This is a genomic window from Streptomyces sp. NPDC096339 (assembly GCF_044762985.1).
Classification (GTDB): domain Bacteria; phylum Actinomycetota; class Actinomycetes; order Streptomycetales; family Streptomycetaceae; genus Streptomyces.
In genome coordinates this window covers 30,039-56,894 of sequence record NZ_JBIWFI010000049.1, presented here as the reverse complement: position 1 = coordinate 56,894, position 26,856 = coordinate 30,039, and the positions used below count along the sequence as shown (strand labels likewise).

25 protein-coding genes and 1 tRNA gene are annotated in these 26,856 nt (G+C 73.4%); 16 read left to right on the top strand and 10 right to left on the bottom strand.

The window, feature by feature from the left end; all coding sequences use genetic code 11:
- Positions 1–159: 159 nt before the first annotated feature.
- From ACIQ5Y_RS36855 to ACIQ5Y_RS36835, 5 genes are all read right to left on the bottom strand, one after another.
- The gene (locus ACIQ5Y_RS36855; RefSeq protein ID WP_403890900.1) at positions 160–1,449 is read right to left on the bottom strand and encodes a hypothetical protein; all 1,290 of its coding nucleotides are present in this window, start codon (positions 1,447–1,449) and stop codon (positions 160–162) included.
- A gap of 202 nt (positions 1,450–1,651) precedes the next feature.
- Positions 1,652–2,818, bottom strand: a complete 1,167-nt coding sequence (locus ACIQ5Y_RS36850; protein ID WP_403890898.1) for a S8 family peptidase — start codon at positions 2,816–2,818, stop codon at positions 1,652–1,654.
- Between the two features lie 713 nt (positions 2,819–3,531).
- Positions 3,532–3,945, bottom strand: a complete 414-nt coding sequence (locus ACIQ5Y_RS36845; protein ID WP_403890895.1) for a GNAT family N-acetyltransferase — start codon at positions 3,943–3,945, stop codon at positions 3,532–3,534.
- A 104-nt stretch (positions 3,946–4,049) separates the two neighbouring features.
- Positions 4,050–4,736 (bottom strand): 4'-phosphopantetheinyl transferase family protein, encoded by a 687-nt coding sequence (locus tag ACIQ5Y_RS36840; protein ID WP_403890892.1) that lies wholly within the window; start codon positions 4,734–4,736, stop codon positions 4,050–4,052.
- Positions 4,737–4,917: 181 nt separating this feature from the next.
- Positions 4,918–5,427: a hypothetical protein gene (locus ACIQ5Y_RS36835; protein WP_403890888.1), complete on the bottom strand. Its 510-nt coding sequence runs from the start codon at positions 5,425–5,427 to the stop codon at positions 4,918–4,920.
- A gap of 183 nt (positions 5,428–5,610) precedes the next feature.
- On the opposite strand from ACIQ5Y_RS36835, the gene ACIQ5Y_RS36830 reads away from it, so the two are divergent.
- The 7 genes from ACIQ5Y_RS36830 to ACIQ5Y_RS36800 all read left to right on the top strand — a co-directional run bounded on the left by ACIQ5Y_RS36830 (position 5,611) and on the right by ACIQ5Y_RS36800 (position 13,081).
- Complete coding sequence (locus tag ACIQ5Y_RS36830) at positions 5,611–6,111, top strand: phospholipase (RefSeq protein ID WP_403890885.1); 501 nt, start codon at positions 5,611–5,613, stop codon at positions 6,109–6,111.
- Between the two features lie 261 nt (positions 6,112–6,372).
- Positions 6,373–6,942, top strand: a complete 570-nt coding sequence (locus ACIQ5Y_RS36825) for a bacilysin biosynthesis protein BacA (protein ID WP_403890882.1) — start codon at positions 6,373–6,375, stop codon at positions 6,940–6,942.
- On the top strand, positions 6,939–8,231 hold the full coding sequence (locus ACIQ5Y_RS36820) for a DUF6421 family protein (protein WP_403890879.1): 1,293 nt from the start codon (positions 6,939–6,941) through the stop codon (positions 8,229–8,231). Before ACIQ5Y_RS36825 ends, ACIQ5Y_RS36820 begins: the two co-directional genes overlap by 4 nt.
- Entirely contained in the window at positions 8,225–9,277 is a 1,053-nt protein-coding gene (locus ACIQ5Y_RS36815; protein ID WP_403890876.1) for a DMT family transporter, read from the top strand. Before ACIQ5Y_RS36820 ends, ACIQ5Y_RS36815 begins: the two co-directional genes overlap by 7 nt.
- Positions 9,274–10,560, top strand: a complete 1,287-nt coding sequence (locus ACIQ5Y_RS36810) for an ATP-grasp domain-containing protein (RefSeq protein ID WP_403890874.1) — start codon at positions 9,274–9,276, stop codon at positions 10,558–10,560. The genes ACIQ5Y_RS36815 and ACIQ5Y_RS36810 overlap by 4 nt, the downstream gene beginning before the upstream one ends.
- Positions 10,557–11,438 (top strand): branched-chain amino acid aminotransferase, encoded by an 882-nt coding sequence (locus ACIQ5Y_RS36805; RefSeq protein ID WP_403890872.1) that lies wholly within the window; start codon positions 10,557–10,559, stop codon positions 11,436–11,438. Before ACIQ5Y_RS36810 ends, ACIQ5Y_RS36805 begins: the two co-directional genes overlap by 4 nt.
- Positions 11,439–11,722: 284 nt before the next feature.
- Positions 11,723–13,081, top strand: a complete 1,359-nt coding sequence (locus ACIQ5Y_RS36800; RefSeq protein WP_403890869.1) for an APC family permease — start codon at positions 11,723–11,725, stop codon at positions 13,079–13,081.
- A gap of 7 nt (positions 13,082–13,088) precedes the next feature.
- Here the strand turns inward: ACIQ5Y_RS36800 and ACIQ5Y_RS36795 are convergent, their stop codons facing one another.
- Entirely contained in the window at positions 13,089–13,631 is a 543-nt protein-coding gene (locus tag ACIQ5Y_RS36795; protein ID WP_403890866.1) for an Lrp/AsnC family transcriptional regulator, read from the bottom strand.
- 315 nt (positions 13,632–13,946) lie between these two features.
- Positions 13,947–14,019: transfer RNA gene (locus tag ACIQ5Y_RS36790), tRNA-Arg, on the bottom strand.
- A gap of 299 nt (positions 14,020–14,318) precedes the next feature.
- On the opposite strand from ACIQ5Y_RS36790, the gene ACIQ5Y_RS36785 reads away from it, so the two are divergent.
- The 4 genes from ACIQ5Y_RS36785 (at position 14,319) to ACIQ5Y_RS36770 (ending at position 19,589) form a co-directional block, all read left to right on the top strand.
- Positions 14,319–15,941: a dynamin family protein gene (locus ACIQ5Y_RS36785; RefSeq protein WP_403890863.1), complete on the top strand. Its 1,623-nt coding sequence runs from the start codon at positions 14,319–14,321 to the stop codon at positions 15,939–15,941.
- A 4-nt stretch (positions 15,942–15,945) separates the two neighbouring features.
- Positions 15,946–17,796, top strand: coding sequence for a GTPase (locus ACIQ5Y_RS36780; protein WP_403890859.1), 1,851 nt, complete (start codon positions 15,946–15,948; stop codon positions 17,794–17,796).
- 99 nt (positions 17,797–17,895) lie between these two features.
- Entirely contained in the window at positions 17,896–18,303 is a 408-nt protein-coding gene (locus tag ACIQ5Y_RS36775) for a single-stranded DNA-binding protein (protein WP_403890856.1), read from the top strand.
- A 149-nt stretch (positions 18,304–18,452) separates the two neighbouring features.
- The gene (locus ACIQ5Y_RS36770; RefSeq protein WP_403890853.1) at positions 18,453–19,589 is read left to right on the top strand and encodes a thioester domain-containing protein; all 1,137 of its coding nucleotides are present in this window, start codon (positions 18,453–18,455) and stop codon (positions 19,587–19,589) included.
- A 167-nt stretch (positions 19,590–19,756) separates the two neighbouring features.
- Here ACIQ5Y_RS36770 and ACIQ5Y_RS36765 read toward each other — a convergent pair whose 3' ends face one another.
- Positions 19,757–20,338: a hypothetical protein gene (locus tag ACIQ5Y_RS36765; RefSeq protein ID WP_403890850.1), complete on the bottom strand. Its 582-nt coding sequence runs from the start codon at positions 20,336–20,338 to the stop codon at positions 19,757–19,759.
- 141 nt (positions 20,339–20,479) lie between these two features.
- Here ACIQ5Y_RS36765 and ACIQ5Y_RS36760 point away from each other — a divergent pair, with 141 nt between their 5' ends.
- The 4 genes from ACIQ5Y_RS36760 to ACIQ5Y_RS36745 all read left to right on the top strand — a co-directional run bounded on the left by ACIQ5Y_RS36760 (position 20,480) and on the right by ACIQ5Y_RS36745 (position 24,125).
- On the top strand, positions 20,480–21,127 hold the full coding sequence (locus tag ACIQ5Y_RS36760; RefSeq protein ID WP_403890847.1) for a YcxB family protein: 648 nt from the start codon (positions 20,480–20,482) through the stop codon (positions 21,125–21,127).
- A gap of 141 nt (positions 21,128–21,268) precedes the next feature.
- On the top strand, positions 21,269–22,933 hold the full coding sequence (gene ettA / locus ACIQ5Y_RS36755; RefSeq protein WP_403890844.1) for an energy-dependent translational throttle protein EttA: 1,665 nt from the start codon (positions 21,269–21,271) through the stop codon (positions 22,931–22,933).
- A gap of 14 nt (positions 22,934–22,947) precedes the next feature.
- Positions 22,948–23,415 (top strand): acyl-CoA thioesterase, encoded by a 468-nt coding sequence (locus ACIQ5Y_RS36750; protein WP_384590857.1) that lies wholly within the window; start codon positions 22,948–22,950, stop codon positions 23,413–23,415.
- Entirely contained in the window at positions 23,412–24,125 is a 714-nt protein-coding gene (locus ACIQ5Y_RS36745; RefSeq protein ID WP_403890840.1) for a hypothetical protein, read from the top strand. The genes ACIQ5Y_RS36750 and ACIQ5Y_RS36745 overlap by 4 nt, the downstream gene beginning before the upstream one ends.
- Positions 24,126–24,254: 129 nt before the next feature.
- Here the strand turns inward: ACIQ5Y_RS36745 and ACIQ5Y_RS36740 are convergent, their stop codons facing one another.
- Positions 24,255–24,659, bottom strand: coding sequence for a globin (locus ACIQ5Y_RS36740; protein ID WP_384590862.1), 405 nt, complete (start codon positions 24,657–24,659; stop codon positions 24,255–24,257).
- 111 nt (positions 24,660–24,770) lie between these two features.
- On the opposite strand from ACIQ5Y_RS36740, the gene ACIQ5Y_RS36735 reads away from it, so the two are divergent.
- Complete coding sequence (locus tag ACIQ5Y_RS36735; protein WP_403890836.1) at positions 24,771–25,763, top strand: methyltransferase domain-containing protein; 993 nt, start codon at positions 24,771–24,773, stop codon at positions 25,761–25,763.
- 31 nt (positions 25,764–25,794) lie between these two features.
- On the opposite strand, the gene ACIQ5Y_RS36730 is transcribed toward ACIQ5Y_RS36735, so the two are convergent.
- Positions 25,795–26,814 carry an FHA domain-containing protein gene (locus ACIQ5Y_RS36730; protein ID WP_403890833.1) on the bottom strand — a complete coding sequence of 340 codons (1,020 nt, stop codon included), beginning with the start codon at positions 26,812–26,814 and terminating at the stop codon, positions 25,795–25,797.
- Positions 26,815–26,856: the final 42 nt, after the last annotated feature.

Here is a 26,856-nt window from a genome sequence, read left to right as displayed (position 1 = left end):
GGGGTTTGTTGGGCCCGGGGGGGGGGGGGGGGGGGGGGGGGGGGGGGGGGGGGGGGGGGGGGGGGTCCGGGGGGGGGGGGGGGGGGCCCCCCCCCCCCCCCCCACCACCCTGGGCCGAGCGGGCCGTACGCGTACGTGTCGCGGGTGTACGGGTACGGGTTACGCGATGGAGAAGGTGACCACCGACTGGTAGGTGTCGGCGAACATGAACGGCGGGAGCTGGATCATGCCCGCGCCGCCGACGGCGAACTCACCGCCGGTCAGCTCGTCCCCGCCGGCGCTCTGCGAGGCGACCTTCATCGGGACGTCGGTGATGGCTCCCGGAGCGCCCGCGGTGCAGGTGCTCGGGCTGTCCGGGTTGGTGACGGTGCAGGACGGCTGGATGCCGATCTGCGCCTTCGCCATCGAGTGGCCGGTGGTCGCGTTCAGGAACGGGGTACGGGTCGCCGTCACGTCCCAGCCGAGCGAGCCGCCGCGGAAGTCCTGGACGGTCGCGGCGTTGAACATGCCGACCACCGACTGGGACTTGCCGTTGATGGTGACCGCGCCGAAGCTGACGGCCGGCTGGCCGTCCTTCGGGCCGAGCGCCAGCGGTCCGGGCAGGACCTCCACGTCGACCGGGTTCTTCACCCCGGTCGCCTTCTCGACGAAGACGAACGACTTGGAGGTCGTCGCACCGTCGATCTTGATCGCGTCGGCCTTCTTGGTGACCGTGATGTTGCAGGTGGCGACACCGGCGGCGTCCGCCGTGCCCGATCCGGTGTCACCGGTCGCCGCGCCCGCGAGCAGGGCGGAGCAGGTGACGGCGCCGGCCGGGAAGTTGGCGCCGGTGGCGACGACGGCGGTGCCCGCCTCACCGCTGTTGGGCGTCAGCTTCGTGGTGACCGGGTCCTTGGGCAGGGCCTCGACCGCCACCGAGCCGACCGTGGCGCTCGGGCGCGGCTTCGGGGTGCAGACGGTGGTGAAGATCGAGCCGCCGAGGTTGGCGTCCGTGACCATCTGGTCGATCTTGACGTCGACCGTCGTGCCCTCGGTGCCGTCGGGGATCTTGATGGTTCCGTCGACCGGACCCGGGTCGAGCGGCACGCCCGGCTGGACGGTGACCGTCTCGGGTGCGCCGGTCACGGTCTGCGGGGCCCCGTTGACCAGCAGGGCGACCTTGGTGGTGTTCACCGTGGTCACCGCGAAGGCGGGGATGAGCGGGCTGGCGCCCGGGTCGATCTTGATCGGGACGACGTCCCCGGCCTTGGCGCCGTCGGGGAGGGTGACAGTGAAGTTCTGGTTGCCGGATCCGTCGGCCTGCGGCGCGGGGGCGTCGCACTCCACGAAAACGGCTGTGGTCTTGGTCGCGGCCTGAGCCGTCCCCGCCAGGCCCACGACGCCACCGGTGAGGGCCAGGGACAATGCGCCCGCCCCGGCCAGGACTCTTCGTCGGAACGTTGTACTCACTGGGTCGCGACTCCTTCGTCAGACGAACCCTCCCCCCACCCGCTGTGTGGGGGAGGTCGAGCCGGTGCGGTGGCCGATATTGACGCGTCGTCGTGATGAGAAGTCAATGGATTGTTTTCGTGCGAAGCACACAGAAATTGATGGGCCATCAGGGAGAGTCTGATGGCCCGTCGGATACCGACCGGTCGGGGTGCGGAGTCGGCTAGCGGTCGGTGGGGGTGTGCAGCAGCAGGTTGGGGGTGCTCGCCGGGAGGCCGGCCAGGCGGTCCGGGACGGCCGAGTGGAGCAGGGCCGCGGAGACCTGGGCCGGGGTCCTCGCCACGCCCTCCGCCAGGATCAGGGCGGCCACCCCCGCCGCGTGCGGAGCCGCCATCGAAGTGCCCGAGGCCCGGGCCGTGGCGGTGGGGGAGCCCTTCCACGCCGAGACGACGGCCACGCCCGGAGCGGCGAGGTCCACGCAGGAGCCGTGGCTGGAGAACGGGGCCCACCGGTCGCCGTCGTCGCTCGCGCCGACCGTGATGACCTCGGGCACGGCGCCGGGCGAGCTGGTGCACGCGTCCTCGGCGTCGTTGCCGGCGGCCGCGGTGAAGGTGATACCGGAGGCCACGGCGCGGGCCGCCGCCTTGTCGAGGGCGCGGCTGCGGGAGCCGCCCATGCTCATGTTGGCCACCGCCGGGGTCCCCGGGTGCCGGGCGGCGTCCTTCACCATCCACTCCACGCCCTTGAGCATCTCGGAAAGCCGCCCGGAGCCACGGCAGTCGGCGATCTTCACCGAGACCAGCGAAACGCCCTTCGCGACCCCGAAGGTCTTGCCGCCCACCGTCCCCGCGACGTGCGTGCCGTGGCCGTTGCAGTCGCCGGAGCGCTCCAGGAACACCGCGTTGTAGCCGTGGCGGGCGCGGCCGTCGAACTCCTGGTGGCCCAGGTTGATCCCGGTGTCCAGGACGTAGACGGTGACGCCCCGCCCGTCCGTCGCGTACGTGTACGAGCCGTCGAGCGGCAGCTCGCGCTGGTCGATCCGGTCCAGTGCCCAGGGCGGCCGCTGCTGGGTGTCGGAGACGCGGAACTCCGCATCCGGCTCCACCGAAGCCACCCGGGGGTCGGCGGCCAGGGCGGCGGCGCGGGCGGGGGTGGTGCGGAGGGCGAAGCCGCTCAGGGCCGCGTCGTATACGGCGTCGACCTCGTCACCCGCCTCCGCCGCCTCGGCGGCCAGGGCGCCGGCACGGGCGGGGGTGCGCGGGGTGGCGTCCTTCAGGACGACGACGTAGGTGGCGGTGGCGGTGGCGTCGGAGCGCAGTGTCTGGGCGGGGGCCGTGGCGGTCCCCGCGAGGAGTGCGGCGGCGGGCAGGAGGGCGGCGAATGGGGTCATGCCGCCGATGCTCGGCGAGCCGTGGCAGGGGCGCGCGGAGGGTGCGCCGACTGGCGGCACGACACGCCGCCGCGAGGGGTCTATGGCGGAGCCCCGGCCGTTCCGCCACCGGCAGTCTCACCCTCGCCGGCGTCCGAGACCCGGGCCCCCCTCCAGCCTCGCCGGCGTTTGGGTACCGGGCCCCCCATCCAGCCTCGCCGGCGTTTGAGGCGCGGGGTCTGGGGCGGAGCCCCAGGGCGGGTCCGGGCGGAGCCCCGGGGAACGGTGGAAGGGCGGGTAGGGGACTGCTCCGCGCAGCGGTACCCCGGGGCGGCCCGCGCGCGAGGGGCCGGCGGGGTCGGGCGTGCGCCGGGGCACCTCCTCGGGCGTCGAACGTGCGGAGGCAGCGGACATGCGCGGCGTGGTTGTGTTCGACGCCCTGCGGGGGCGCGCCCCACCGCACGCCCGACCCCGACGGCGCGGGGGCGCCCCACCGCACGCCCGACCCCGGCAGCGCGGGAGTGCGGGGACTCCGCGCCGGGCACGCGCGTTCGACGCCCTGCGGGGGCGCCCCACCGCACGCCCGACCCCGGCGGTGCGGGGGTGTCACTCGGCGGACCCGCAGCGCACCGCGTTCGACGCCCTGCGGGGCCCCACCGCACGCCCGACCCCGGCGGCGCGGGAGTGCGGGGACTCCGCGCCGGGCACGCGCGTTCGGCGCCCGGGTCTGCCCGTCAGCGTGCCAGGGGCCAGCCGCGCATCGAGAAGGTGCCCTCGTCCACCGCGCCGGCGGCGTCGTAGGTGGCCAGGGCGGCGTCGTTGTCGGTGTCCACGCCCACCCACATGCCGTAACAGCCGCGCGCCTTCGCCTCGTCGGCCAGGGCGAGCGTCAGCGCGCGGCCGATCCCGCGGCGGCGGTAGCCCTCGTCCACGGAGAGCTCGTACAGGCACATCTCGGTGCCCTTGTCGGGGTGGGTCATCTCCATGCCCGAGACCATTCCGGCGGGCACGCCGTCCACGTAGGCGATGAGCATCAGGTGGCCCGGGGCGGCGAGGAACCGCTCCGACCACTCGGGGCGGGCCGGCGCGTCGAAGAGGGACTCGGCGGCGGTGAGCTCGGCGGGGCTCGTGGCCCGGCGGATGTCCATGGCGGCCACGATAACGGCGGTGTGACGGATGGTGAGGGGGATTACGGCCCGGCGCGGCGGACCACACCCCGGCGGCCGGTCGGCCGGATTTCGGTCCGGGCCCGCTACGTGCGCACGGCGAGGGCGGCGGCGTAGCCGGGTGGGGACGGGAGGTCCGTCAGGTGCCAGTTCGGGACCGGGGCGGGGGAGGGGCCGGTGCCCACGTACGGCTCGACGAGGCCGAGGCCGATCCCGGTGCCGATCCCCTTCAGGCAGGCCTCCTTGCGGGACCACACGCGGGCCAGCGCGGCCCGTCGGTCCGCCTCCGGCAGGGCGGTCAGCTCGGCGGTCTCCGCCGGGTGCAGGGTGTCCAGTACGTCGGCCACGGCCTGCGCGGCCGGTACCTCCTCGACGTCGACGCCCACCGGCACCGGTGCGAGGGCGACGTACGCCACGTCGCCGCTGTGCGAGAGGGAGAAGTGCACCCCGCCCCCGGCCACCGCGGGCCGGCCGTGCGGGCCGCCGCAGCCCGGGCAGTCCTCCCGGACCAGGACGACCTCGCCCGGAGCCAGCCCCAGCCGGCCGCCGAGCAGCAGCCGCAGCCCGAGGTGCGAGGCGATGTACTGCTGCCGGTCGGCGGGCCGCAACTTGCGGCCGGCCTGCTCCCGTTCGGCCGCGTCGAGCACCTGCGCCGCCTCGGCGACGGGGAGCCCGCCGACCACGTCCAGCCGGGTGTCCAGGGACCACACCGCCACCGCCGGGCCCCCGGGCGCGGGTGTGTCGCCGCCGAGCTGCCTCATGTAATCGATCACCCGCCCGAGAGTAGAGGACGGGGTCGAGCGGCCGCCTGGTCTTGGCCCGACCGAACGTTCAGAGGGGGAGCGAGATGCGAAGTGCGTCCGTGGCGGGGCGAGATGAGCGGATCCGGTGGGTCGAACTGCCGGGGGGAGGAACCGGCGCGCGTGTACGTGCACTGACTCGGGACCACTCCCTCTAGCGTGCGCTCACCGGGGTGCCGGCCTGGGGGTTCGCGACCGGGGAGGGGGTGCCGTCGGTCCAGGCGTAGACGCGCTTGCCGCGCACGGCGACCTGGTACTGGTGGTGGTCCCGGCACTCCGACCGGACCTCGGCCCGGAGGTGCTGCGGCCACCACTTGGCGCCCAGATCCGGATCCCGCACCCGGTTCGGCGTGCCCGCCGTGCACTGCGGGCCGTCGAGCGGGGTCGCCCCGAGGTCGAAGCGGATCAGGCGGGCGTCCCCGGTGGTGCGCACCCGTATGCGGACGTCCTTGGCGTCCTTCGGTATCCACGAGGGCAGGGCGAAGGCCGCGTCACCACGGGTCGGGGCGTCGGCCGCGGTGGCGAACCGCTTGCCCTTCTCCTTGTACAGGTGGTCGTCGATCGTTTCGGACAGCGGGTTGGGCGGGAGGTTGGGCAGCGCGAAGGCTGCGGTGGCGAGGACTCCCACGGTGGCGGCGGCGATGACGAGCGGGCGTCGGTTCATGCCGTTCAGTCTCGGTGGCGGGACCCCTCCCGCGCGTCCCTCCCCAGGACGAACCGGATCGCTGCCGCAGGTCCCACAGGGCGTCATACCTGAGAGGGATCCGGATCAGAAGTAACCGGATCCCGCTCCGAGCAGTTGGCCGGGATGACCCGTGGTCCCCTTCCCCCACCTGCGAGGAATGCCATGCACCGCCGTCTCGCCCCCGTGCTCGCCGCCGCCGCGGCCGCGTTGCTCGCCCTCGCCCCCTCCGCCGTCGCGGCCCCCGCGGCGCCGGCCGACAAGCCGCAGGTGCTGAGCCGCTGGACGCAGACGAGCGCCGCCAGCCACCAGGAGTGGGTCGACGCGCGCGAACACCGGAGCGCGTGGGAGCCGTACGGCTTCGACTGGTCGACGGACTACTGCACGGGCGCTCCGGAGAGCCCCTTCGGCTTCCCCTTCGCGACGGCCTGCGCCCGCCACGACTTCGGCTACCGCAACCACCGTGCGGCGGGCCTGTTCCCGGCCGCCAAGGACCGTCTGGACGAGGCCTTCCACGCCGACCTCGGCAGGGTCTGCGCCCAGTACGCGGGCGCCCGCAAGGTCTCCTGCGACAGCACCGCGTGGCTCTACTACCAGGCGGTCAAGGGCTTCGGCGGTACCGGAGGCGTCATCGGCGACCTCTCCGGCGCGGTCGCCGGCTCCTGAATACACCTCCAAAATTCAACGGAATTCACCGAAATGGAATCGGACTTCCAGATTCCGCGCAAAGAGAGGCGAATTCGAGCAACGCCGGCCGGTTCTGTTCTGTGAATTACATGTCATGTCGGAGGTTTCCGGCACGGCAAGTCACGCTCCAACCCCTGTTGCCCTGGCGGAAATCCAGGATGGGAGGATAAACAACGCGCCACTCGCTTTTGCGCTGGTGGCGGCGTTTCCCGTTCCCGCTGGAAGGGCAAATCGAAAACGATGTACGCACGTCCCGACGAGGTCCGTCATCTGCACACGCTCGGTCCGCACGGCACCAATCTGGAAGCCGCGTCGCACGAATGGTTAAGGCGGCGCGGTGTCGAGGGGACCGTCGAACTGCACTCGTCGATAGAGGCCGCGCTGGAGGCCGTACCCGACGACGGGCGGCACGCGCTGACCGCCTGCGCCGTCTACCCGGCCCTGCACACCCTGGTCTTCTCCAACCTGCACCGGCTGCACATGATCGACAGCTTCGTCATGCCGACCCACAACATGGTGTTCGCCAGCAGCGGTACGCGGGTCCCCGCCACCGTCGCCTCCCACCCGGCACCCAAGGGCCTCGTGCCCGCCACCGCCGAGATCCACGAGGTGCTGAGCAACTCGCAGGCCGCCATCGACTGCGCCGAGGGCCGCGTCGAGGGCTGCATCACCACCATCGTCGCGGCCGAGAAGCGCGGTCTGCGGGTCCTGCGGGACTTCGGCGCCGTCCCGATGGTCTTCACCGTCCACCAGGTGCTGGCCGTCGAGACCGACTCCGCCCTGCAGCTCTCCGCGGGGGCCGCCCGATGACCGCCGCTGCCGCCTTCGTACCCGCTGCCGCCCCCGTCCCGGCCGGACTCCTCGCCGAAGCCGACCTGTTGACGCGGTCACTCGTCCCCCTGGTGAACCGCTTCCGCACCCGCCAGCAGGACGACGGCACCGTCACCGACCCGACCGCCGACGACGCCGCCCTGCTGGGCCGGATACGCGACCTGGCGGCCGCCTGGTACCGGCGCAGCGGACGCGACGGCCAGGCCGACGCGCTCGCCCGGGACGTCGACGCCTGGCTGGAGGCCGGACTCGGCTCCCGCCCCCACTTCGCCCGCTCCCGCGACGCCCTGCGGGCCCCGGCCGACGGCGAAACGGTCTTCTTCCTCGCCCCCGTCCAGACCACCAACAGCGCCCCGCCCGTGGGCAAGCGCCTCGAATGCTTCCTCGCCCTGCGCAAGGAGCCCGAAGCCCTGGCCCAGATGGCGGGCGACTTCCCGCACCCGAAGAACAACTGCCAGGCCCTCGTCCTCATCACGGGCAGCGAGGGCTTCGCCCGCGGCGCCTGCCTCGTCTTCTTCCCCGAGAACGTGGCGGCGCACGACAAGGTGACCGAGCAGCCGTACGCCATGTTCTTCTTCGGCAAGATGCGGAAGATCCACGAGACGTACGCGCTGCCCGCCGCCGCGGCCGTCCTGACCCCGGACTCGCTGCCGCGCGCCTCCACGGGCCTGGCCGCCGACGTCTGTTACGAGGCCCGCGCCATCTGGGGCTACCTCCACGACTCGATGCACTACCAGGGTCTGTGGCCGTTCGACGAGAACATCTCCCTGAAGATGAACTGGTTCGTCGGACTCCTGGAGGAGATCAAGGTCGACGCCAAGACCGTGCTCGCCTGCGCCGACAGCGGCCTCGTGCCCTTCGCCGACGAGCAGATCGACATGGTCCTGCTGGAACGGGTCTTCCGCTACCCGCAGGCCGACGACGCCACCCGCAACTTCGACTCCGGCACCGGTGTCTTCCTCTACTCCTGGTTCCGAGAGCACGGAGCCCTCCTCGGCTCCCCCGAGGACGGCGGGCTCCTGCGGCTCGACCGGGCCCGGGCCCTGGAGGCGCTGCGCACGTACGTGACCACCATGGAGAAGCTGGAGGCCGAGGTCACCACCGACGACGAATACCGCGCCAGGGCCAAGGAAATGGTCCGCCGGTACCTCCCCGAGGGCGAGCCCGGGCAGCGGTACTCCTTCACCGAGGACCAGCGCGTACTGCTCCGGGCCAAGGCCGACCTGGACCGGCTGCCGCCGCTGGAGTTCGCTCGGGCGGAATGGTGACCCCGGACGCCTCCGGCCACGCACCCGGCGGCGGGGGCGGCCGCGCGGTCGTACCCGCCCTCGCCGTCGGCATGGTCGTACTGCTCTCCGCGGGCTGGCTGCTCTCCGGGCACCTGGTGGCCGGGGTGCCGCCGCTCGCGGTGGCCGCCGGGCGCACCGCCACGGCCTTCGTGGCCATCACCCTGTTCGCCGTGCTGACCCCGCGCGGCCGTAGCGGCGTCCGTACCGCCGCCGCCCGGCCCCGGACCGTACTGGTCCTGGCGTTCCTCGGGTTCTTCGCGTACTACACGGGGACCCTGCTCGGGACCCGGTACGTCGGCGCCTCGCGGGTCGGGCTGATCGTCTCGTTGCTGCCCTGCATCACCTTCGTCGTCGGCGTCCTCGCCTTCCGCGAGTCGAACTCCCGCCGCAAGGTGCTGGGTACGGTACTCGCCGGCTGCGGCGCGGTCGGCTTCCTGCTGGCCGACGGCGCCGCGGCCGCCGGGGGAGGCCCCGGGGCCGGAGCCCTCCTCTCCGGGGGGATGCTCGCCTTCGGCGGGACCTTCACGTACGCGTTCTACGGCTACGTCTACCGGCAGCGCATGTCGGACGTACCGGCGCTCGCGGCCCTGCCCGCGGTCACCGGGGCGGGCACGCTCATGCTCGGCCTCACGGCGCTGCTGTTCGTGCCGCTCGGCGGGGTGTCCGCCGCGGACTGGGGAGGCGTGGCCGTACTCGGCGGGGTCCTCACCGCCCCCGTGTTCCTCATCTCCCACGAGCTGATCCTGCGCAAGGGGCCGCTGTTCACCTCGGCCCTGGGGCTCGCCGTTCCCTTCCTGGTGCGGCTCGGCGAATGGGCCCTGGGCTCGGCCGCCGCGCCGGGAGCGCCGTCCGTGCTGCTGATCGCCGCGTCGGCCGCCGGGGTGTGGCTCACGGTGGGAGGTCCCCGGCCACACCCCCCGACCCCGCAGCCGCCCACCCCGGCCTCCGACCCCTCCAGCTGTTCCGATCCCTCCACCCCCTCCGCCGTCGCGGCGGAGAACACCGCGCCAAGGAACCCGTCGTGACCGACTCCCGCCCCACCCTCGTCCTGCTCCACCAGCGCGCCGGCCTGCCCTGGGTCTTCGAAGCCGCCGAGCGCGCCGGCATCGACCTGGTCCTCGTCCCGCGCCCGGACGAGCGGGTGGACCCGGATCGACTGCCCCCGGCCGTGGTCGAGCTGCTGCCCCTGGACCTGCCCGCGGACCCCGCCGGAGCCCTGGAGGTCCTGCGCAAGCGGCACGCCGACGCCCCCTTCGACGGCGTCGTCACCCTCTACGACCCCCTCGTGCCCTTCGCCGCGGAGGCAGCCGAGCTCCTCGGGCTGCCCGGCATCGGCGTGGAGGTCGCGCGCAGCGCCCAGGACAAGAGGGTCATGCGCGAGCGCCTCGCGGCGGCGGGGCTGAACGTGCCCCGCTTCGTCCGCCTCGACCCGGCCGACGATCCCGCCGCGACCGTGGAGTCGGCCGGCCTGACCTTCCCGGTCGTGGTCAAGCCCGCGCTCGGCATGTCCAGCCTCGGTGTGACCCGCGCCGACTCCTCCGCCGCGCTCGGCGCGGTGGTGGCGGAGGTCCGCCGGGTCTCCGCCGGCACCGCCGACGGGGGCGCGGGCCTCATCGTCGAGGAGTACCTGGACGGGCCCGAGTACGCCGTCGAGTCCCTGGTGCACGAGGGCCGGGTGCAGGTCCTCTCCATCGGCTACAAGGGCGACCCGAAGGGCCCGTACTTCGAGGAGAGCGTCTACCGGGCGCCCGCCCCGCTGCCCGAAGCCGTCCGGGCCGACGTCGTGCGCGAGGTCATCGCCGCGCACGCCGCGCTCGGCGTCTCGTACGGCCCCACCCACACCGAGCTGCGCCTGCGCGGCGGTTCCACCCCGTACCTGCTGGAGATGGGGGCGCGGATCGGCGGCTCCGGAGTCTCCCACTACATCGCCGGACACGTCACCGGCATCGACTTCGCCGCTCAGGCGCTGCGCCTCGCGGCGGGCCTGCCGCCCACCGTCACGCTCCGGGAGGGCCTCGCCGAGGCCGTCGCGGCGGCGGCCAACTACATCGTGCCGTGCGGCGGCCACGGCACGATCACGGCCGTCCACGGGCTCGACGGGGTACGGGCCGATCGGCGGGTCGACCACGTCGTGCAGATGCTCGCCCCGGGCGATGTGGTGCGCCCCTACCCGGACTTCACCGGCTACCCGGCCTTCGTGCTGTCCCGGCACGAGGACACCGCCGAGGCGGAGGAGTTCCACGCGCACCTGGAGCGGGCCGTCCGCATCGACTACGCCCCCGCGACCACCGAAGGAGCCGCCTCGTGACCGGTCCCGTGGCCCCCTTCGACGACCGCGACGGCACCATCTGGCTGGACGGGCGGTTCGTGCCCTGGCGCGAGGGCCGGCTGCACGTGCTCTCCCACGGACTGCACTACGGCGGCGCCGTCTTCGAGGGCATCCGCGTCTACGGCGGCCGCATGTTCAAGTCCGCGGAGCACGCCGAGCGACTGTGCGCCTCGGCCCGGGAGCTGAACTACTCGCTCCCGTTCACGGCGGACGCCCTCGACGCCGCCGCGCGGGAACTCGTACGGCGCGAGGGCATCGTGGACGGCTACGTCCGGCCGGTGGCCTGGCGGGGCAGCGAGCAGATCAGCGTGTCCGGGGCCGGCACCAGCGCGCACGTCGCCGTGGCGGCGTGGGAATGGCCGCACGTGTTCTCCGCCGAAGCGGCGAGCCGGGGGATACGGCTGCGGACCTCGAAGTGGCGGCGCCCCGACCCGGCGACGGCGCCCGTCCGGGCCAAGGCCGCGTCCTTGTACAACATCTGCACCCTGGCCCGCGACGAGGCGGAGGCGGCGGGCTACGACGACGCCCTGCTCCTCGACCTCCGGGGCCGCCTCGCCGAGGCCACCGGCGCCAACCTCTTCCTGGTGATCGACGGCGCCCTGCACACCCCCACACCGGACTGCTTCCTCGACGGCATCACCCGGCAGACGGTCATCGCGCTCGCCGCCGGCCTCGGCATCGAGGTGGTCGTGCGCGGGATCGACCCGGCCGAACTCGACCGCGCCGAGGAGGTCTTCCTCACGGGGACGGCGTACGAGGTGCAGCCGGTCAGGGCCGTCGACGACCGCACGTACCCGGTGGGCAAGGTGACCTCGGCACTGGCGGAGGCGTACGGACGGCTCGTCCGGGCGGAGTGAAGCCGGACCGGCCCCACCCGTTGGCCGGACGGTCCCGGCGGGTGGGTGCACGCCAGGTGCTCCCACCCGCCGACGCGCCGCGACGGGGCGATCAAATGACCGGCGATACGCACCCGGACCCGCCGCACGGTCGCCGATGACACCGGTCCCGGCTTCCCTCCGAACGTTCGAACGGTGCCCGTTCTCGATCCCCGGATCGCTCCCTAGGCTCACCCCGCGTGGTCTGGACAGGCGCGGCTCCCGGCCTCGGCAGGGAGCCGCGCCCTAGGGGAAGGGGAACGCCCGTGCACGGGGGACGTCTGGGGCTGGGGCAGGGCACCGCCCTGTACATGGGGGCCGTGCTGGGGCCGGGGGTGCTGGCCCTGCCCGCGCTGGCGGCGGCCGCCGCGGGCCCCGCTTCGATGATCTCGTGGGCGATCCTGCTGCTGCTCAGCGTTCCCGTCGCCCTCACGTTCGCCGCCCTGGGCGCCCGGTACCCCGACGGCGGCGGAGTGTCGTCCTTCGTCGCCCGGGCGTACGGCCCCCGGGCCTCGGCCTGCGTCGGCTGGCTGTTCTACGCCGCGGTCCCGGTGGGGGTCCTGGCCGGCGCGCTGGCCGGGGGCAACTACCTGGCCGTGGTCCTCGGTCTGCCGCAGGGCGCCGAGTACGGGGCGGCCGCGCTCATCCTGGCCGTGGCCGTCGCCGCCAACTACGCGGGGCTCCAGGTGTCGGGCCGGCTCCAACTGGTGCTCGCCGGCCTCCTGGTGCTGCTGCTCGCGAGTGCGACCGTGTTCGCGCTTCCGCACGTCTCCGCGGACCGCTTCACCCCCTTCATGCCGGACGGGTGGCTCTCCGTGGGATCCGCCGCCCTGGTGCTCTTCTACGCGTTCAGCGGCTGGGAGGCGGCCAGCCACCTCTCCGCCGAGTTCACCGATCCCCGAAGGCACCTGCCGCGCGCCACGGCCATCACCCTGTCGACCGTCGGCGCGCTCTACCTCGGACTGTCGTTCGTCACGATCGGCGTGCTCGGCGACGGCGCCCGCACCTCCGCGGTGCCCCTGATGGACCTGCTGGTGACGGGGCTCGGGGACGGCGCCCGCGGGCTGACCGCCGCGGCCGCGCTGTGTCTGAGCCTGGGCGCGGTGAACACCTTCATCGCCGGGGCGGCCCGACTCGGGGCCGCCCTCGGCCGGGACGGAGCGCTGCCGGGCCGGCTGGCGAAGGGCGGCGGCGCCGGGCAGGTCCCACGGCGCAGCCTGACCGTGCAGGCCGTGCTGACCGGGGCGTGCACGCTCGTCGCGTGGCTGCTGCCGCTGGCGATCGATCCGCTGATGCGCGTGACGTCCGCGTTCCTGGCCGCGGTCACGGCCGCCGGGATGGCCGCCTCGCTGCGGCTGCTGCGCCGCGGCACGCCGATGTGGTGGGCCGCGCTCGTCGCGACCGTATTCACCGTCGTGGTCATGGCGTTCAGCGGATGGCTGCTGGTCCTGCCGCTGCTGGTGGCCGGCGGCGCGATGCTGTACATGCGCTCCGGGAGCCGACGCGGACGCGGACGCCCGCGCCCGGTGGACGGGCGCCACGCGGGGTCGGGGACCGGGGAGGGGGCGGGAACCCGTTCAGGGGAAGGGGAATTCGCCGCAGAAGGCACCTCGGTGGATCACTGACCCGGTGTCAGCCGTCCAGTCCCGCTTCCTTGATCGCGCGGGTCTGACGCCCCCTGCGGCCGCGCACGTCCTCGCCGGCACGCTTCGGCTCCGTGTCGGGCAGGGCGGAGATCGGCACCGGGGACGAATGCCGGAAGATCACGATCGTTCTGAATCCGACGATCTCGCGCCGCTGGCTGAGCCGGTCCATCAGAAAGGCGTGCAGGGCCTCGTTGTTCTGGACCGCGACGTGGATCAGGAAGTCGTCGCTGCCCGCGACCACGAAGACGCCCAGGACTTCCGGGAGTTTGCCGACCGACTCCTCGAACGCGCTGATCACCGCCCGGTTGAGGGGGCGTACCTGCGCGGCGACGAAGGCCTGGTAGTCCCGGTTCAGCGCGGCGAGGTCGACTTCGGCCCGATAGCCGGTGATGACGCCCCGCTCCTCCAGGATCCTGACGCGTTCGAGCGAGGTGGAAGGCGCCACCCCGACGCGGCGGGCCAACTCCCTGTTGGACTGCCGTGCGTTCAGCTGCAAATGCCTGATGATCGCCGCATCGAGTTCGTCCATGAACGGCATTGTGCCCGTCAGGCGGTCAAACGTTCGGCGGTTCTCCGAACCGGGCACCCATCGGTCCGGTGCCGAGCCGGAACGCGCGCGGAACGATTCCTCATGAGGTGCGTGGCCGCGCCGCCGCGATGACCTCCAGGCCGCTGCCGGCACCTGGAATCCCGCCCTCGTGCGGCAGCGACGCCGGGTACCGTGGAAAACGGTCTCGGACGAAGCCATGGGACACGGGCTCGCGGTGGTCGGGGGTGTCCCGGCGGATCTCCGTCACCAAGGCGGTGGCGGTGGCCACTGCCGGCTGATTCGGTGGAGAAGGTGTGCCCCCGGCAGGACTCGAACCTGCGGCCAAGTGCTTAGAAGGCACCTGCTCTATCCACTGAGCTACGGGGGCCGGAAGGTGGCCGTGGTGGGCCGCGCCGGGTCAAGGATAGGGCTCCGGCTGCCTTGTCCCGGTTGCTTCACCCGCGTGCCACGATGTGTAGGTTCGGTGAAGCGGTCCCGATAATCGCAGGCAGGTGCGATTCCCGCATCGCTTTTGCGCCGCCGCGCCCTGGGTGTTGTGCACTCGTTATGCCTGCGCCCCACTCGTCCACTGTGTCCAGGATGTCTCCTGAGGTGGCGCTCGGCGCGCAGAGGACTTATAAGCTTCAAAAATGGTCCTAAATTGGGCATTCTTCGCATGTGGTGACCTTGGATGTTCGGCCTCAGCTGCTCGATGCCCTGTCCGCCCTGCGCGACCGGGTCGCGTCCGTGCGTCTGCCGCTGCCCCTGCCCGGCGCCCCACGCGCCCGCCAGACCAGAGCCGAGCTGCTCGCGCAGCTCGACGACTACCTCGTACCCCGGCTGAAGGCGCCCGAGGCGCCGATGCTCGCCGTCGTCGGCGGGTCCACCGGAGCCGGTAAGTCCACCCTCGTCAACTCCCTGGTCGGCCGCCAGGTGAGTGAAGCCGGGGTGCTCCGGCCCACGACGCGCATCCCGGTGCTCGTCTGCCACCCGGACGACCACCACTGGTTCGCGGGGATGCGCGTACTGCCCGACCTGATGCGGGTCTGGGTGCCGCACGAAGAGGACGAGGGACCGCCCGTCCCCCGCAAGTCCCCCCGCGACCCGGGACGCGGCCCCGTCGCCGGCCGACTGGTCCGCGAGATGCGCGTCGAGACCGTGTCCACCCTGCCCCGGGGCCTCGCCATCCTCGACGCCCCCGACATCGACTCCCTCGTCGTCGAGAACCGCAACCTCGCCGCCCAGCTCATCTGCGCCGCCGACGTCTGGGTGATGGTCACCACCGCCTCGCGGTACGCCGACGCCGTCCCCTGGCACCTGCTGCGCACCGCCAAGCAGTACAAGGCCACGCTCATCACCGTCCTGGACCGCGTCCCGCACCAGGTGCTCGCCGAGGTCTCACGCCAGTACGCCGCGCTCCTCACCCGGGCCGGGCTGGGAGACGTACCGCGCTTCACCGTGCCGGAGCTGCCCGAATCGGCGGGCGGCGGCGGGCTGCTCCCCGCCAGCGCCGTCGCGCCCCTCTTCGGCTGGCTCGCCCACCACGCGCAGGATCCGGCCGCCCGCCAGTACGCCGTCGGGCGGACCGCCCTCGGCGCGCTCGACTCCCTCGCGCGGCGGATGCCGGAGCTCGCCTCGGCCGTCGCCGCCCAGCACGCAGCCGCCGTACGGCTGACCGCCGCCGTCGAGGACGCGTACAAGAAAGAGGGGAAGCGGATCCAGGGCCGCCTCGACCGGGGCGCCGTACTGGCCGGTGACGCACTCACCCGCTGGCGCGGCTACCCCCTCGACACCAGCGCCGCCGAACTGCTCGACTCCCTCGCCGACTCCCTCGCCGCGCTCGTCCAGTGCGCCGTCGCCGCCGCCGACGAGCGCATCGCCGAGGCCTGGAAGCGCGAACCCGCCTCCGGGGCCGTGCCCCTGTCCGCCCCCGACAGGGAAGCGGGCGAACGCATCGGCATGGCCGTCCGGCGCTGGCGGCGCGTACTGGAGGAGCTCGTCGAGGAAGAGGTCTCCGCCCTCGACCGGCAGCCCGCCCCCGAGCCCGAGGGCGTCGCGGCCCTGCTTGCCGCCGCGCTCCTCGGTGGCAAGCGGGCCCGCCCCGCGGGGGAGCGGCTCGCCGAACGGATCGGAGCCCAGGCCGCCCTGCGGCTGCGCGACCGGGGCACGGAACTGGTCGGCGACCACCTCGACCAGGTGCTGCGCGCCGAACGCGACCGCCGGCTCGCCCCCCTGGAAGCACTCGAAGTGACCCCCGAACCACAGGCCGAGCTCATCGCCGCACTGTCCGTACTGCAGAAGGAGAGGTGACGCGGTGAACGCCCTGACCGACCCGGACCGCGACCGCACCGACGACCGCTGGGACGACGGACTGATCGCGCGCTCGCGCCGGGCGGAGGCGGACGAGGGCGAAGAGGACACCGGCGAGGAAGGCGACGACGCACTCGTACGGGCCGTCTCCGGCGCCGGCAGCGACGGCGGCAAATCGGCCGCGCCGCCGCTCAGCCCCGAGGCCCGGGCCCTGAGGGCGCGCCTCGACGCACTGCGCCAGCTCGTCGGCCTGTCCCGGACCCGCATCCTCGACGGCAAGACCCTCGCCGAGGCCGGCCGGGTCCTGGACGAAGCGGCCGCACGCCGCGGCCTGTCACCGCAGCACACGGTCGTCGCGATCGCCGGAGCCACCGGAAGCGGCAAGTCCACGCTGTTCAATTCACTCGCCGGAGTGCAGATCTCCGAAACCGGGCTGCGCAGGCCGACCACCGCCGCACCCATCGCGTGCAGTTGGTCGGACGGAGCCGCCGGCCTCCTGGACCGGCTGGAGATCCCGGGCCGTCTGCGCCGCAGGCCCCGCGAGACCTCCGAGGCGGAGGCCCTGCGCGGCATGGTCCTCGTGGACCTGCCCGACCTGGACTCCGCGGTCGGCGCGCACCGCGACCACGTGGACCGCGTGCTGGCCCTCGTCGACGCCGTGGTGTGGGTGGTCGACCCGGAGAAGTACGCGGACGCCGTCCTGCACGAGCGCTACCTGCGGCCGCTCGCCGGGCACGCGGAGGTGACCTTCGTCGTGCTGAACCAGGTCGACAGACTGGCCGGCGAGTCCGCGGACCTCGTACTGGACGATCTGCGGCGGCTGCTCGACGAGGACGGGATCGCCCTCGGCGAGCACGGGGAGCCGGGGGCCACGGTCCTCGGACTTTCCGCCCTGACGGGTGAAGGCGTCGGGGAACTGCGAGAGCTCCTGGCGCAGTTCACCCAGGAGAAGGGCGCCGCGACCAGACGGATCTCCGCCGATGTGGACCGCGCCGCCGCGCGCCTGAGGCCGCTGTACGTGGCCGACGGGCACCCGGGGCCGGAGATCGGGGAGGCCGCGCGCACCGAGTTCGAGGACCGGCTCGCCGAGGCCGTCGGGGCGTACGCGGCCGGCCTGGCCGCCGAGCGGGCCTGGCGGCGCAACGCCGGGCGGGCGTGCGGGACGCCGTGGCTGCGGCTGTGGCGGTGGTACGAGAGCCGCCGCGCGCCCCGCACCCTGGCGGGCCTGGCCGCGCTGGCCGTGATCGGCGGCAGGGGCGCCAGTGCGGTGCAGGCCCCCGTCGAGGAGGAGGTGACCGCGCGCCAGCGCGTGGAGCAGGCCGTGCGGGCCGTCGCGGACGAGGCGGTCACCGGCCTGCCCGAGCCGTGGGCGCAGGCGGTGCGGGAGACGGCGGTGCGCGGCGGCGACCTGCTCCCGGAGGCCCTCGACGAGATCGCGGTGACCCTGGGCGCGGCGGTCGCGGTGCCGAACGCCAAGCCCCCGCGGCCCGCGTGGTGGCCGGCGGCCGTACTGGGCCAGGCGGCCATGACGCTGCTCCAGATCTTCGGCGGGCTGTGGCTGGTCGGACAGATCGTCGGGGTCCTGGAGCCGAAGCTGATGCCGCCCGTGCTGCTGATGGTGGCGGGCATCATCGGCGGGCCGCTGGTGGAGTGGGCCTGCTCGATCGCGGCCAGGGGCCCGGCGCGACGCTACGGGCAGGACGCGGAACGCAAGCTGCGCCAGGCCGCCGCCGGATGCGGGAGGGCCCGGGTGCTGGAACCGGTGGCGGCGGAACTGCTGCGCTACCGCGAGGTGCGCGAGCAGTACGCCACGGTCGCCGCAGGGGGGACGAAGTTGTCCACAACCCGTCAGTAGTCCACAGGCCCCGGCGGGTGTCGGCGCTCCGCCCCAGCATGGTGCGTAGCCCGTACGGATGGTCCGCGCGGGCACCGTACGAGGGGGAGGGCGGCCGGGATGAACGACACCCAGGTGACGCTGGTGGGCTGCGTGGCGACGCGCATCGACTTCAGGGAGACGCCGGGCGGCCCGTCGGCCAGGTTCCGGTTCGCGGTGACGCCGAGGTACTTCGACCGCCGCACGGACGCCTGGACCGATGGGGCGACCAGCTTCTACACGGTGTGGGCTCGGCGCTCGCTCGCGGTGAACCTGGCCGGTTCCGTATCGGTCGGCGAACCACTGGTGGTGCACGGGCGGCTGCGGGTGCGGGACGCCCCCGCCGACGGGGAGCGCGACCGGTGGTTCTCGGCGGACATCGAGGCGACGGCCATCGGGCACGACCTCAACCGGGGGACCGCGGCCTTCCGGCGCGTGGTGAAGACCGAGACTCCGCTGATGCCCAATCAGAACGCGGCGGTGGTCTGAGTGTTCGAGGCGGATAGGATTCCCCGGTACTCACGGGCACCTGGGTCTATTTCGGCCCGAAGGGGAAGACTGTGTCGATTGCCGTTCCCGCATCCTCCGCTCCTGATCCCGCTCCTGCCGTACGGGGGTCCACACGACGCCCGCTGGCAGTGGCCCTGCTGGCCGCGGCGCTCACCGCCGCGCCCGGCGCCCGGGCGGCCGCCGACTCCGGCCCGGTGACGCCCCGGGCCCCGGAGGGCGCGAGCGCGGTGCTGGACGGGCTGAAGACGTACGGGCAGGCGGTCCTGCGCGCCGGCGACGGATCCGTACGGCAGATTCCGGCCGGGCTCTACGAGATGCGGGTCGACGGCGGCGGCATGCTCCAGACCTACGGGGTGGGGGTGGCGGGCAACGCGCAGCCCCAGGCCCGGTACACGGAGAGCGGCTGGAGCGGCAGCCCGCTCGCCGGAAACGGCGACGCGGGGCGGATCCGCTGGGTCCTGGAGCACTCCTACCCCCAGCTGAACGACCTGGCCGGGCTCGCCAAGGCGGCCGGGGCCGGGACGCTCACCGCGGAGAGCGCGGCGGCCGGCACCCAGGTGGCTATCTGGCGGCTGGCCGACCAGGTGCAGGTCGAGGCGGCGGACCCGGCTGCGGAGAAGCTCGCCGACTACCTCCAGAAGGCGGCCGCGCGGCTGCCGGAGCCGCCGGCTTCGCTCGCACTGGACCCGGGCGAGGTGTCGGGGGCGGTGGGCACCCGGATCGGCCCGGTGACCGTGCACACCGGGGCGCGGAGCGTCTCCGTCGTGCCCGACGCCGCGGCGGTCGCGATGGGGGTGCGGGTGGTGGACGCCGAGGGGCGGCCGCTGGGCACCGCAGTCCACGGGACGCGGCTGTACTTCGAGGTGCCCGCGGGCACGCCCGACGGGGCGGCCACGGTCACCGTCCACGGGGCGACGAAGGTGCCGGTCGGCCGGGTCTTCACCAGCGAGGTGCCGGCCCAGGCGCAGGTCGTGGCCGGCTCCAGCGAGTCCGCGTCCACGGCCACCGCCCACGCGCAGTGGCCGCAGCCTCCGGCCTCCGGGTCGGGCGCCACCGCCGAGCCGGCGGACCTGACGGCCCTGGGCACCCGCGCGGCCCCCGTCTCCCAGGCCACCCCCGACGAGGAACGCCTGGCGACGAGCGGCAGCTCGGCGGCCACCCCGGTCATCGCCTCCCTGGCGGTGGGCCTGGTGGTCCTGGGCGGCCTGGTGGTCCTCCTGCTCCGCAAGCGCCCCCAGGACGAGGAGGAGGGCGGAGCCTCCTGAGGAGTGCCGAGCCCGTCCGCCCGGTACCGGCCCGGCAGGGCCACATCCACCAGCCCCGGGCGGAGATCTGCGCCGCCCCGCCCGTCGGGGGCCGATCAGCGGGCGGGTGGGGTTCCACCTCGCCGAGCGGCTCCGCCGCGGCCGACCGGTAGGGCCGCGGCAGGGCCTCAGGGGCCGACGGGGGTCCGGCCCGCGGGGGCCGGGCCGGGGTCCACTCCCAGGTCGGTGCGCATCGCGGTGCGCATGGCCGTCCACTGGCCGCTCATGCTCCGCAGCTCGTCATGGATCTCCTGGAACGACCCGGAGGGCGCGGGTCGCCCCTCTTCCAGGCGCAGGGTGCGGGCGTACGCGGTGGCGAGGCGCTGCGTCATGCCGTCCAGTTCCGCCAGGACCACGTCCGAGGCGATCATCTGGGCCTCGGCGAAGGCGGTGTGCATCCCGTGCCGGGCCTCCCCCAGCTCCGCCCGGGCCTCCGGGGTGGCCTCTCCCTTGTGGACCAGCCACAGGTAGGTCATCAGCTCGATGCGGTAGCGGCGGTAGCCGGAGTTCGCCGTCACGTAGCAGGCGCGCCGCTTGTGCACCTCGGCCAGGCGCTGCTCCCGCGCCCACTGGGCCTCGGCCACCCGCTGCTGCCGCTCGAACTGCTCCGCCTGGACACGGCCCAGGACGCGCTGGGACAGGATCGGCGCGAGCAGGGTTCCCGTCACCGCGACGACCGCGCCGGCGAGGGCGAGCAAGGCGTTCTCCATCAAGCCTCCGTACGTCACTGTCCGAGAGGCCGTGGCCCCGGGTCCGGGCCATCCTGCCTGTTGATCATGCTCCTCGGGCCGGATTCGGGGCCCATCACCCTCGTTCTTGACCTGTACCTGCCCTGCGCTACATTTCCGGCCATGAACACGGGTGGGGATCAAGACATGGACACGGCCGCCGAGACCACGGCCGCCGAGACCACGGCCGCCGAGACCACGGCCGCCGAGACCACGGCCGCCGAGGCCGCGGCGGTCGAGCTGGTGTACCGGCCGACCCCTGCGGACGTGGCGGCGGGCATCAGGGCGCGGTGGCGTTTCGCCCCCTCGGCGCGCAGGCAACGGTGGACCCTGCCTCTGCTGGCCGTGATCCTCTTCGCGATGGCCGCGAACAAGATGCAGCACGGGATGACCCTGGGTGACCGGGGCGTGTACCTGCAGCTGGTGATCGGTACGACCCTGCTCGCGATGCTCTTCCTCGCTCCGCGGCTGGGCGCCAGGAGGGTGCACAAGGCGCTGGTCGAGAAGCAGGGCGAGTTCCGTGCCGTGGTGACGGAGACGGGCGCCACCGTCGGCTCCACCTCCTTCTCGCAGAGCCTGACCTGGGCGATGGTGCCGCGGTACACGGAGACCCCCGAGGCGTTCGTGCTGCTGAGCGCCGACAAGTACGGCGCGGGCATCACCGTCCTGCCCAAGCGGGGCGCGCAGGACCCCGCCGACGTGGACCGGCTGCGGACCCTGCTGGACCGGCACATCGAGCGGGTCGGCAAGGCCCCCGCGCAGCCCGTGTGACCGACGGCGGCCCAGGCCGCCGGCCGCCTCCGCGGCGGGAGCCCGGTTCAGGGGCCCTGACCATACGGGTTTCCCCCGGGGGATGGACGTACGGCAGTATGGGGTGTATCTGCCCACCATCGATCTGCCGGACGGTTTCTCTTGGCTGAGTACATCTACACCATGCGCAAGACGCGCAAGGCGCACGGTGACAAGGTGATCCTCGACGACGTCTTCCTGAACTTCCTGCCGGGGGCCAAGATCGGCGTGGTCGGCCCGAACGGCGCCGGTAAGTCCACCGTTCTGAAGATCATGGCGGGCATCGAGCAGCCGTCCAACGGTGACGCCTTCCTGTCGCCCGGCTACTCCGTCGGCATCCTCATGCAGGAGCCGAAGCTCGACGAGTCCAAGACCGTCCTGGAGAACGTCGAGGACGGCGTCGGCCCGATCAAGCAGAAGCTCAACCGGTTCAACGCGATCGCCGAGGAAATGGCGACGAACTACACCGATGAGCTGATGGAGGAGATGGGCAAGCTCCAGGACGACCTGGACCACGCCAACGCGTGGGACCTCGACGCCCAGCTGGAGCAGGCCATGGACGCCCTGGGCTGCCCGCCCGGCGACTGGCCCGTCACCAACCTCTCCGGTGGTGAGAAGCGCCGCGTGGCCCTCTGCAAGCTGCTGCTGGAGGCCCCCGACCTGCTGCTCCTCGACGAGCCCACCAACCACCTCGACGCCGAGTCCGTGAACTGGCTGGAGCAGCACCTGGCCCAGTACAAGGGCGCCGTCGTGGCCGTGACCCACGACCGCTACTTCCTCGACAACGTCGCCGAGTGGATCCTCGAGCTCGACCGCGGCCGCGCCCACCCCTACGAGGGCAACTACTCCACCTACCTGGAGAAGAAGGCCGAGCGCCTCAAGGTCGAGGGCAAGAAGGACGAGAAGCGCGCCAAGCGCCTCAAGGAAGAGCTGGAGTGGGTCCGCTCCAACGCCAAGGGCCGCCAGGCCAAGTCCAAGGCCCGCCTCGCCCGCTACGAGGAGATGGCGGCCGAGGCCGACAAGATGCGCAAGCTGGACTTCGAGGAGATCCAGATCCCGCCGGGCCCGCGTCTGGGCTCGATCGTGGTCGAGGTCAACAACCTCTCCAAGGCGTTCGGTGACAAGGTCCTCATCGACGACCTGTCCTTCACGCTGCCGCGCAACGGCATCGTCGGCATCATCGGCCCCAACGGCGCCGGCAAGACCACGCTCTTCAAGATGATCCAGGGCCTGGAGGCCCCGGATTCCGGCGACATCAAGGTCGGCGAGACCGTCAAGATCTCGTACGTCGACCAGGGCCGCGCCAACATCGACCCCAAGAAGTCCCTCTGGGCGGTCGTGTCGGACGAGCTGGACTACATCAACGTCGGAAACGTCGAGATGCCGTCCCGCGCCTACGTCAGCGCCTTCGGCTTCAAGGGCCCGGACCAGCAGAAGCCGGCCGGCGTGCTCTCCGGCGGTGAGCGCAACCGCCTGAACCTCGCGCTCACCCTCAAGCAGGGCGGCAACCTGCTGCTCCTCGACGAGCCCACCAACGACCTCGACGTCGAGACCCTGGGTTCGCTGGAGAACGCCCTGCTGGAGTTCCCCGGTGCGGCCGTGGTCGTCTCCCACGACCGCTGGTTCCTGGACCGAGTGGCCACGCACATCCTGGCGTACGAGGGCGACTCGAAGTGGTTCTGGTTCGAGGGCAACTTCGAGTCCTACGAGAAGAACAAGATCGAGCGGCTCGGCCCGGACGCCACCCGTCCGCACCGCGCCACCTACAAGAAGCTCACCCGAGGCTGAGGCCGGCGACCATCATGGCCAGACACCACTACCGGTGCCCCCTGCGCTGGGCGGACATGGATGCCTTCGGGCACGTCAACAACGTCGTCTTCCTCCGCTACCTGGAGGAGGCGCGGATCGACTTCATGTTCCGCCTCGCGCCGGGGGAGGGCAGTGAGTCCTTCACGGGCGGCTCCGTCGTGGCCCGCCACGAGATCGACTACAAGCTGCCCCTCGTGCACCGTCACGAGCCGGTCCTCATCGAATCCTGGGTGACCCGGATAGGCGCCGCGTCCCTGACCATCCGCTACGAGGTCAAGGACGAGGCGACCGAGGACGCGCCCGAGACGGTGTACGTGCGCGCCGAGACCGTGGTCGTCCCGTACAACCTCGCCGAGGGGCGGCCCCGCCGCATCACGGCCGAGGAGAGGCACTTCCTGGAGGAGTACCTCGACAAGCCGAAGGCACCCGAAACGGCTTCCGAAGGGCGCCTCGCGGCATGAACGAGCAGTTGCGCTTCGCCGACTCCGGGGAGGCGGCGGACCTCGCCGCCTTCCTGGGCCGGCTGGTGCACTACGACCGCGCCGCCGCGGTCCGCCTCCAGGCGGGCGGCGGCGCGCTCGCCGTCTTCGGACGGCCGCCGTCCTTCGACGTCCTGGCCATCCGCACGGTGCGGCTCGCCGTGCCCGTCGCGACGCCGCTGGACCTGACGGTCTCCGCCGGTGAGCTCCTGGAGCACGTCGATGAGGCCCTGGCCACCGCCACCGTGCCCGGCGCGGTCACCGGCCCGCCCTGGACCGGTGTGCTCCCGCCCCGCGGCGGCTGGCAGCAGGTACCCGGGCTGCCCGCCCCCGAGGCGATGAGGGCGGCCGTCGCGTCGGCCGTCGCCGAGTTCCGGGCCCGTGACGAGGCGCTGCCCCCGCAGCACCGCACCCGCTCGGAGCGCGACCGCATCGGCCGCGACATCTGGTCCCGGACGCTGGGCGACACCGAACTCCCGCTGCGCGCCGTCCACGCCGCGCAGTCCCTGGGCTTCCTGCGGCCCGTCCGGTCCGCGGTGCCCGCCGGTGGACCCGCTCCCGAAGCCCCCGCCCCGGTGGCACTGCTGGCCGCCGGGAGCTGGCTGCGGCTGCGCACCCCGTACGGCTCCGTCGCCATGCGCCGCCCCGGCGCGTCCGGCGGCCTGGGCGCCCTCCAGGTCCGCCCGGTCTAGGGTCTGCCGTCAAACTCCCGTCTGCCCTGCGGGCGACGACGGGAGTTTGACGACAGACCCCAGCCCGTCCCCCGGTCACCGTCCCGCACCCCCTCGCGTTCCGCTTGGGGGTGCGCCTCCGCGTCCGGATCAGCCCGCGGTGTTGATCATCGAGGCGGCCGCGTACGTCAGGTACTTCCACAGCTGGGCCTCGTGCTCCGGCGCCAGCCCGAGCTCGTCCAGCGCGACCCGCATGTGCCGCAGCCAGGCGTCGTGTGCCGCCGAGTCGACCTGGAACGGGGCGTGCCGCATCCGCAGCCGAGGGTGGCCGCGGTGTTGGCTGTAGGTGGTCGGACCACCCCAGTACTGCATCAGGAACAGCGCGAACCGCTCCTCGGCGGGGCCGAGGTCCTCCTCCGGGTACATCGGGCGCAGCAGCGGGTCCTCGGCGACCCCCTCGTAGAAGCGCCGGACCAGGCGGCGGAAGGTCTCCTCGCCGCCCACCTGCTCGTAAAAGGTCTGCTCCTGAAGCGTGCCCCGCGGAATCTCATTCACCCGACCATCGTCTCAGACGCCCGGACGGAGGACCGGGGCCCCAGGGCCCATCCCCGCACCCACCCACCGCCCGCAGTCGCCTCCCGGGCGCCCGCGCAGCACAGTGGAGGCATGGGCGCACACACCTCACGCACCACCGCGGTACGGGACCTGCGGGAGACCGCCCACGCCGCCCAGGTGCGGGAGCTGACCGCCGCCGGCGTGCTGGAGGATCCCCGCTGGCGCGCGGCCTTCACCGCCGTGCCCCGAGACGTGTTCGTGCCGTACTTCTGGACCGGCCGCGGCGCCGGACACGAGCGGCTGTGGGCCGAGGACCCCGACCCCGAGCGCCGGGCCCGCTGGCTGCGCGGCGTCTACGCCGACACCCCCCTCGCCACCCGGCTGCGCGACGGCCGCCTGGTCTCCTCCAGCAGCCAGCCCTCCCTGATGGCGAAGATGCTGACGGCCCTGGAGCCGGCCGACGGCGACGACGTCCTGGAGATCGGCGCGGGCACCGGCTACAACGCGGCCCTGCTGTGCCACCGCCTCGGCGACGAGCACGTCACCACCGTGGACCTGGACGAGGAGATCACCGAGTCCGCGCGGGCCCACCTGGCCCTGCTCGGCTACCACCCGGCCGTGGTCACCGGGGACGGGGCGCGCGGCTGCCCCTCACGGGCCCCCTTCGACCGGATCATGGTGACCTGCACGCTGCCGATGATCCCCGTCGCCTGGCTCGGCCAGTGCCGGCCCGGGGCGCGGATCCTGGCCCCGCTGTCGACGGGGCTGATCGCCCTCACCGTCCGCGATGCCGGCTTCGCCGAGGGCCGCTTCCTGCACACCCCGGCCTACTTCGTCCCGCTGCGCGGGGCCACGGCCGCGCCGCCGCCCACCGAGATCGTGGAGGGGCACGGGCTCCCGTACGAGATGGTCGAGAACGAGCGCTTCCAGTTCATGCTGGTGCTGACCGACGGCGTACTGCACCCCCGCGAGGCCCTGGACCTGTGGCGCCGCGAGGACCGCCCGGGCCGCGAACGCTTCGGCGTCACCGTCAGCGCCGACGGCCAGTGGTCCTGGCTCGACGATCCCCAGGGACCCTACGTATGGCCCCTGGGGGACGGGTGAACCGGCCGGCGGATCAGCCGCCGGACAGCGGTCAGCCGCGGCGGATGGTGATCGTGGTCCAGGCGCCCACGTGGACGCGGTCGCCGTCGGCGAGCGGGACCGGTACGTAGGGCTGGATCGGCTCCTCGCCGCCGTTGATGGTGGTGCCGTTGGTGGAGTTCTGGTCCACCACCGCCCAGCTCTGGTCGGGCTGCTGGACGAGCACGGCGTGCGCGTGCGAGACGCCCGGGTCCTCCGGGGGCACCGACAGGTCGATGTCGGGGGACTCACCCGTGGAGGCGCGGCGGCGGCCGATCGTGATCTGGCCGCCGGAGAGCGGGAGGTGCTGCTCCGGGGAGTACGCGGGCAGGTTGAGCCCGGCCGCCTCCGGGCCGCTGCGCTGCATCATCGCCATGAAGTACGAGCGGTCGGGGCCGATCGTCGCGGTCCAGGCACCGCCCTGTGCCGGGAACGGCTGCTGCGCGGGCTGCTGCTGGTACTGGGGCGTGAACTGCGGCGAGGACTGCTGCTGCGCGGGCTGCGGCGGCACCTGGTGCTGCTGGTACTCGTGCTGCTGCGGAGCCTGCGGCGGCGCCGGGGGCTGCTGCTGGTACTGCTGCGGCGGGGACTGCTGGTACTCCTGCGGCGCCTCGTGCGCGGGAGGCGGCAGCATCCAGTCGTCCTCGCGCTGGAGCGGCTCGGCCGGTCGGTTCACCCGGGACGGCCGCGAGCCCTGGTACTCGAAGTGGTCCTGCGAGTACGCGGGCGGCGCCGGGGCCGGCGGCGGCGGAGGAGGGGGCGGCGTGGCGCCGGTCCGGGGGCCGGGCCCGGCGGTGGCCGTCCGCGTCAGGAAGTTGTACCGGCACTCCTCGCAGAACGGGGCCAGGGCCTCGCGCGGGGTGCGGCACTGCGGGCAGAGCTCGGCCTGCATGGTCGCGGCACCACCGGTCGGGGGGAAGCCGTAGCCGTAGGAGGGGGCCGCGGGCGGCGTCTCCTGGGCCGCCATGCGGTGGCCGCACACCTCGCACCAGTCGTCGGAGGCGGACTGGTGCCCGTTCGGGCAGGTCGGCATGACGGCGCTTCCCCCTTCTTCTCCCTGCGTTCTTTGCCGCAG

Coding starts and splice junctions, on each gene's coding strand:
- ACIQ5Y_RS36850 (WP_403890898.1), bottom strand. CDS start 2,818: ATGACCCCATTCGCCGCCCTCCTGCCCGCCGCCGCACTCCTCGCGGGG.
- ACIQ5Y_RS36845 (WP_403890895.1), bottom strand. CDS start 3,945: ATGGACATCCGCCGGGCCACGAGCCCCGCCGAGCTCACCGCCGCCGAG.
- ACIQ5Y_RS36835 (WP_403890888.1), bottom strand. CDS start 5,427: ATGAACCGACGCCCGCTCGTCATCGCCGCCGCCACCGTGGGAGTCCTC.
- ACIQ5Y_RS36830 (WP_403890885.1), top strand. CDS start 5,611: ATGCACCGCCGTCTCGCCCCCGTGCTCGCCGCCGCCGCGGCCGCGTTG.
- ACIQ5Y_RS36825 (WP_403890882.1), top strand. CDS start 6,373: ATGTACGCACGTCCCGACGAGGTCCGTCATCTGCACACGCTCGGTCCG.
- ACIQ5Y_RS36820 (WP_403890879.1), top strand. CDS start 6,939: ATGACCGCCGCTGCCGCCTTCGTACCCGCTGCCGCCCCCGTCCCGGCC.
- ACIQ5Y_RS36815 (WP_403890876.1), top strand. CDS start 8,225: ATGGTGACCCCGGACGCCTCCGGCCACGCACCCGGCGGCGGGGGCGGC.
- ACIQ5Y_RS36795 (WP_403890866.1), bottom strand. CDS start 13,631: ATGGACGAACTCGATGCGGCGATCATCAGGCATTTGCAGCTGAACGCA.
- ACIQ5Y_RS36775 (WP_403890856.1), top strand. CDS start 17,896: ATGAACGACACCCAGGTGACGCTGGTGGGCTGCGTGGCGACGCGCATC.
- ACIQ5Y_RS36765 (WP_403890850.1), bottom strand. CDS start 20,338: ATGGAGAACGCCTTGCTCGCCCTCGCCGGCGCGGTCGTCGCGGTGACG.
- ACIQ5Y_RS36760 (WP_403890847.1), top strand. CDS start 20,480: ATGAACACGGGTGGGGATCAAGACATGGACACGGCCGCCGAGACCACG.
- ACIQ5Y_RS36750 (WP_384590857.1), top strand. CDS start 22,948: ATGGCCAGACACCACTACCGGTGCCCCCTGCGCTGGGCGGACATGGAT.
- ACIQ5Y_RS36745 (WP_403890840.1), top strand. CDS start 23,412: ATGAACGAGCAGTTGCGCTTCGCCGACTCCGGGGAGGCGGCGGACCTC.
- ACIQ5Y_RS36735 (WP_403890836.1), top strand. CDS start 24,771: ATGGGCGCACACACCTCACGCACCACCGCGGTACGGGACCTGCGGGAG.
- ACIQ5Y_RS36730 (WP_403890833.1), bottom strand. CDS start 26,814: ATGCCGACCTGCCCGAACGGGCACCAGTCCGCCTCCGACGACTGGTGC.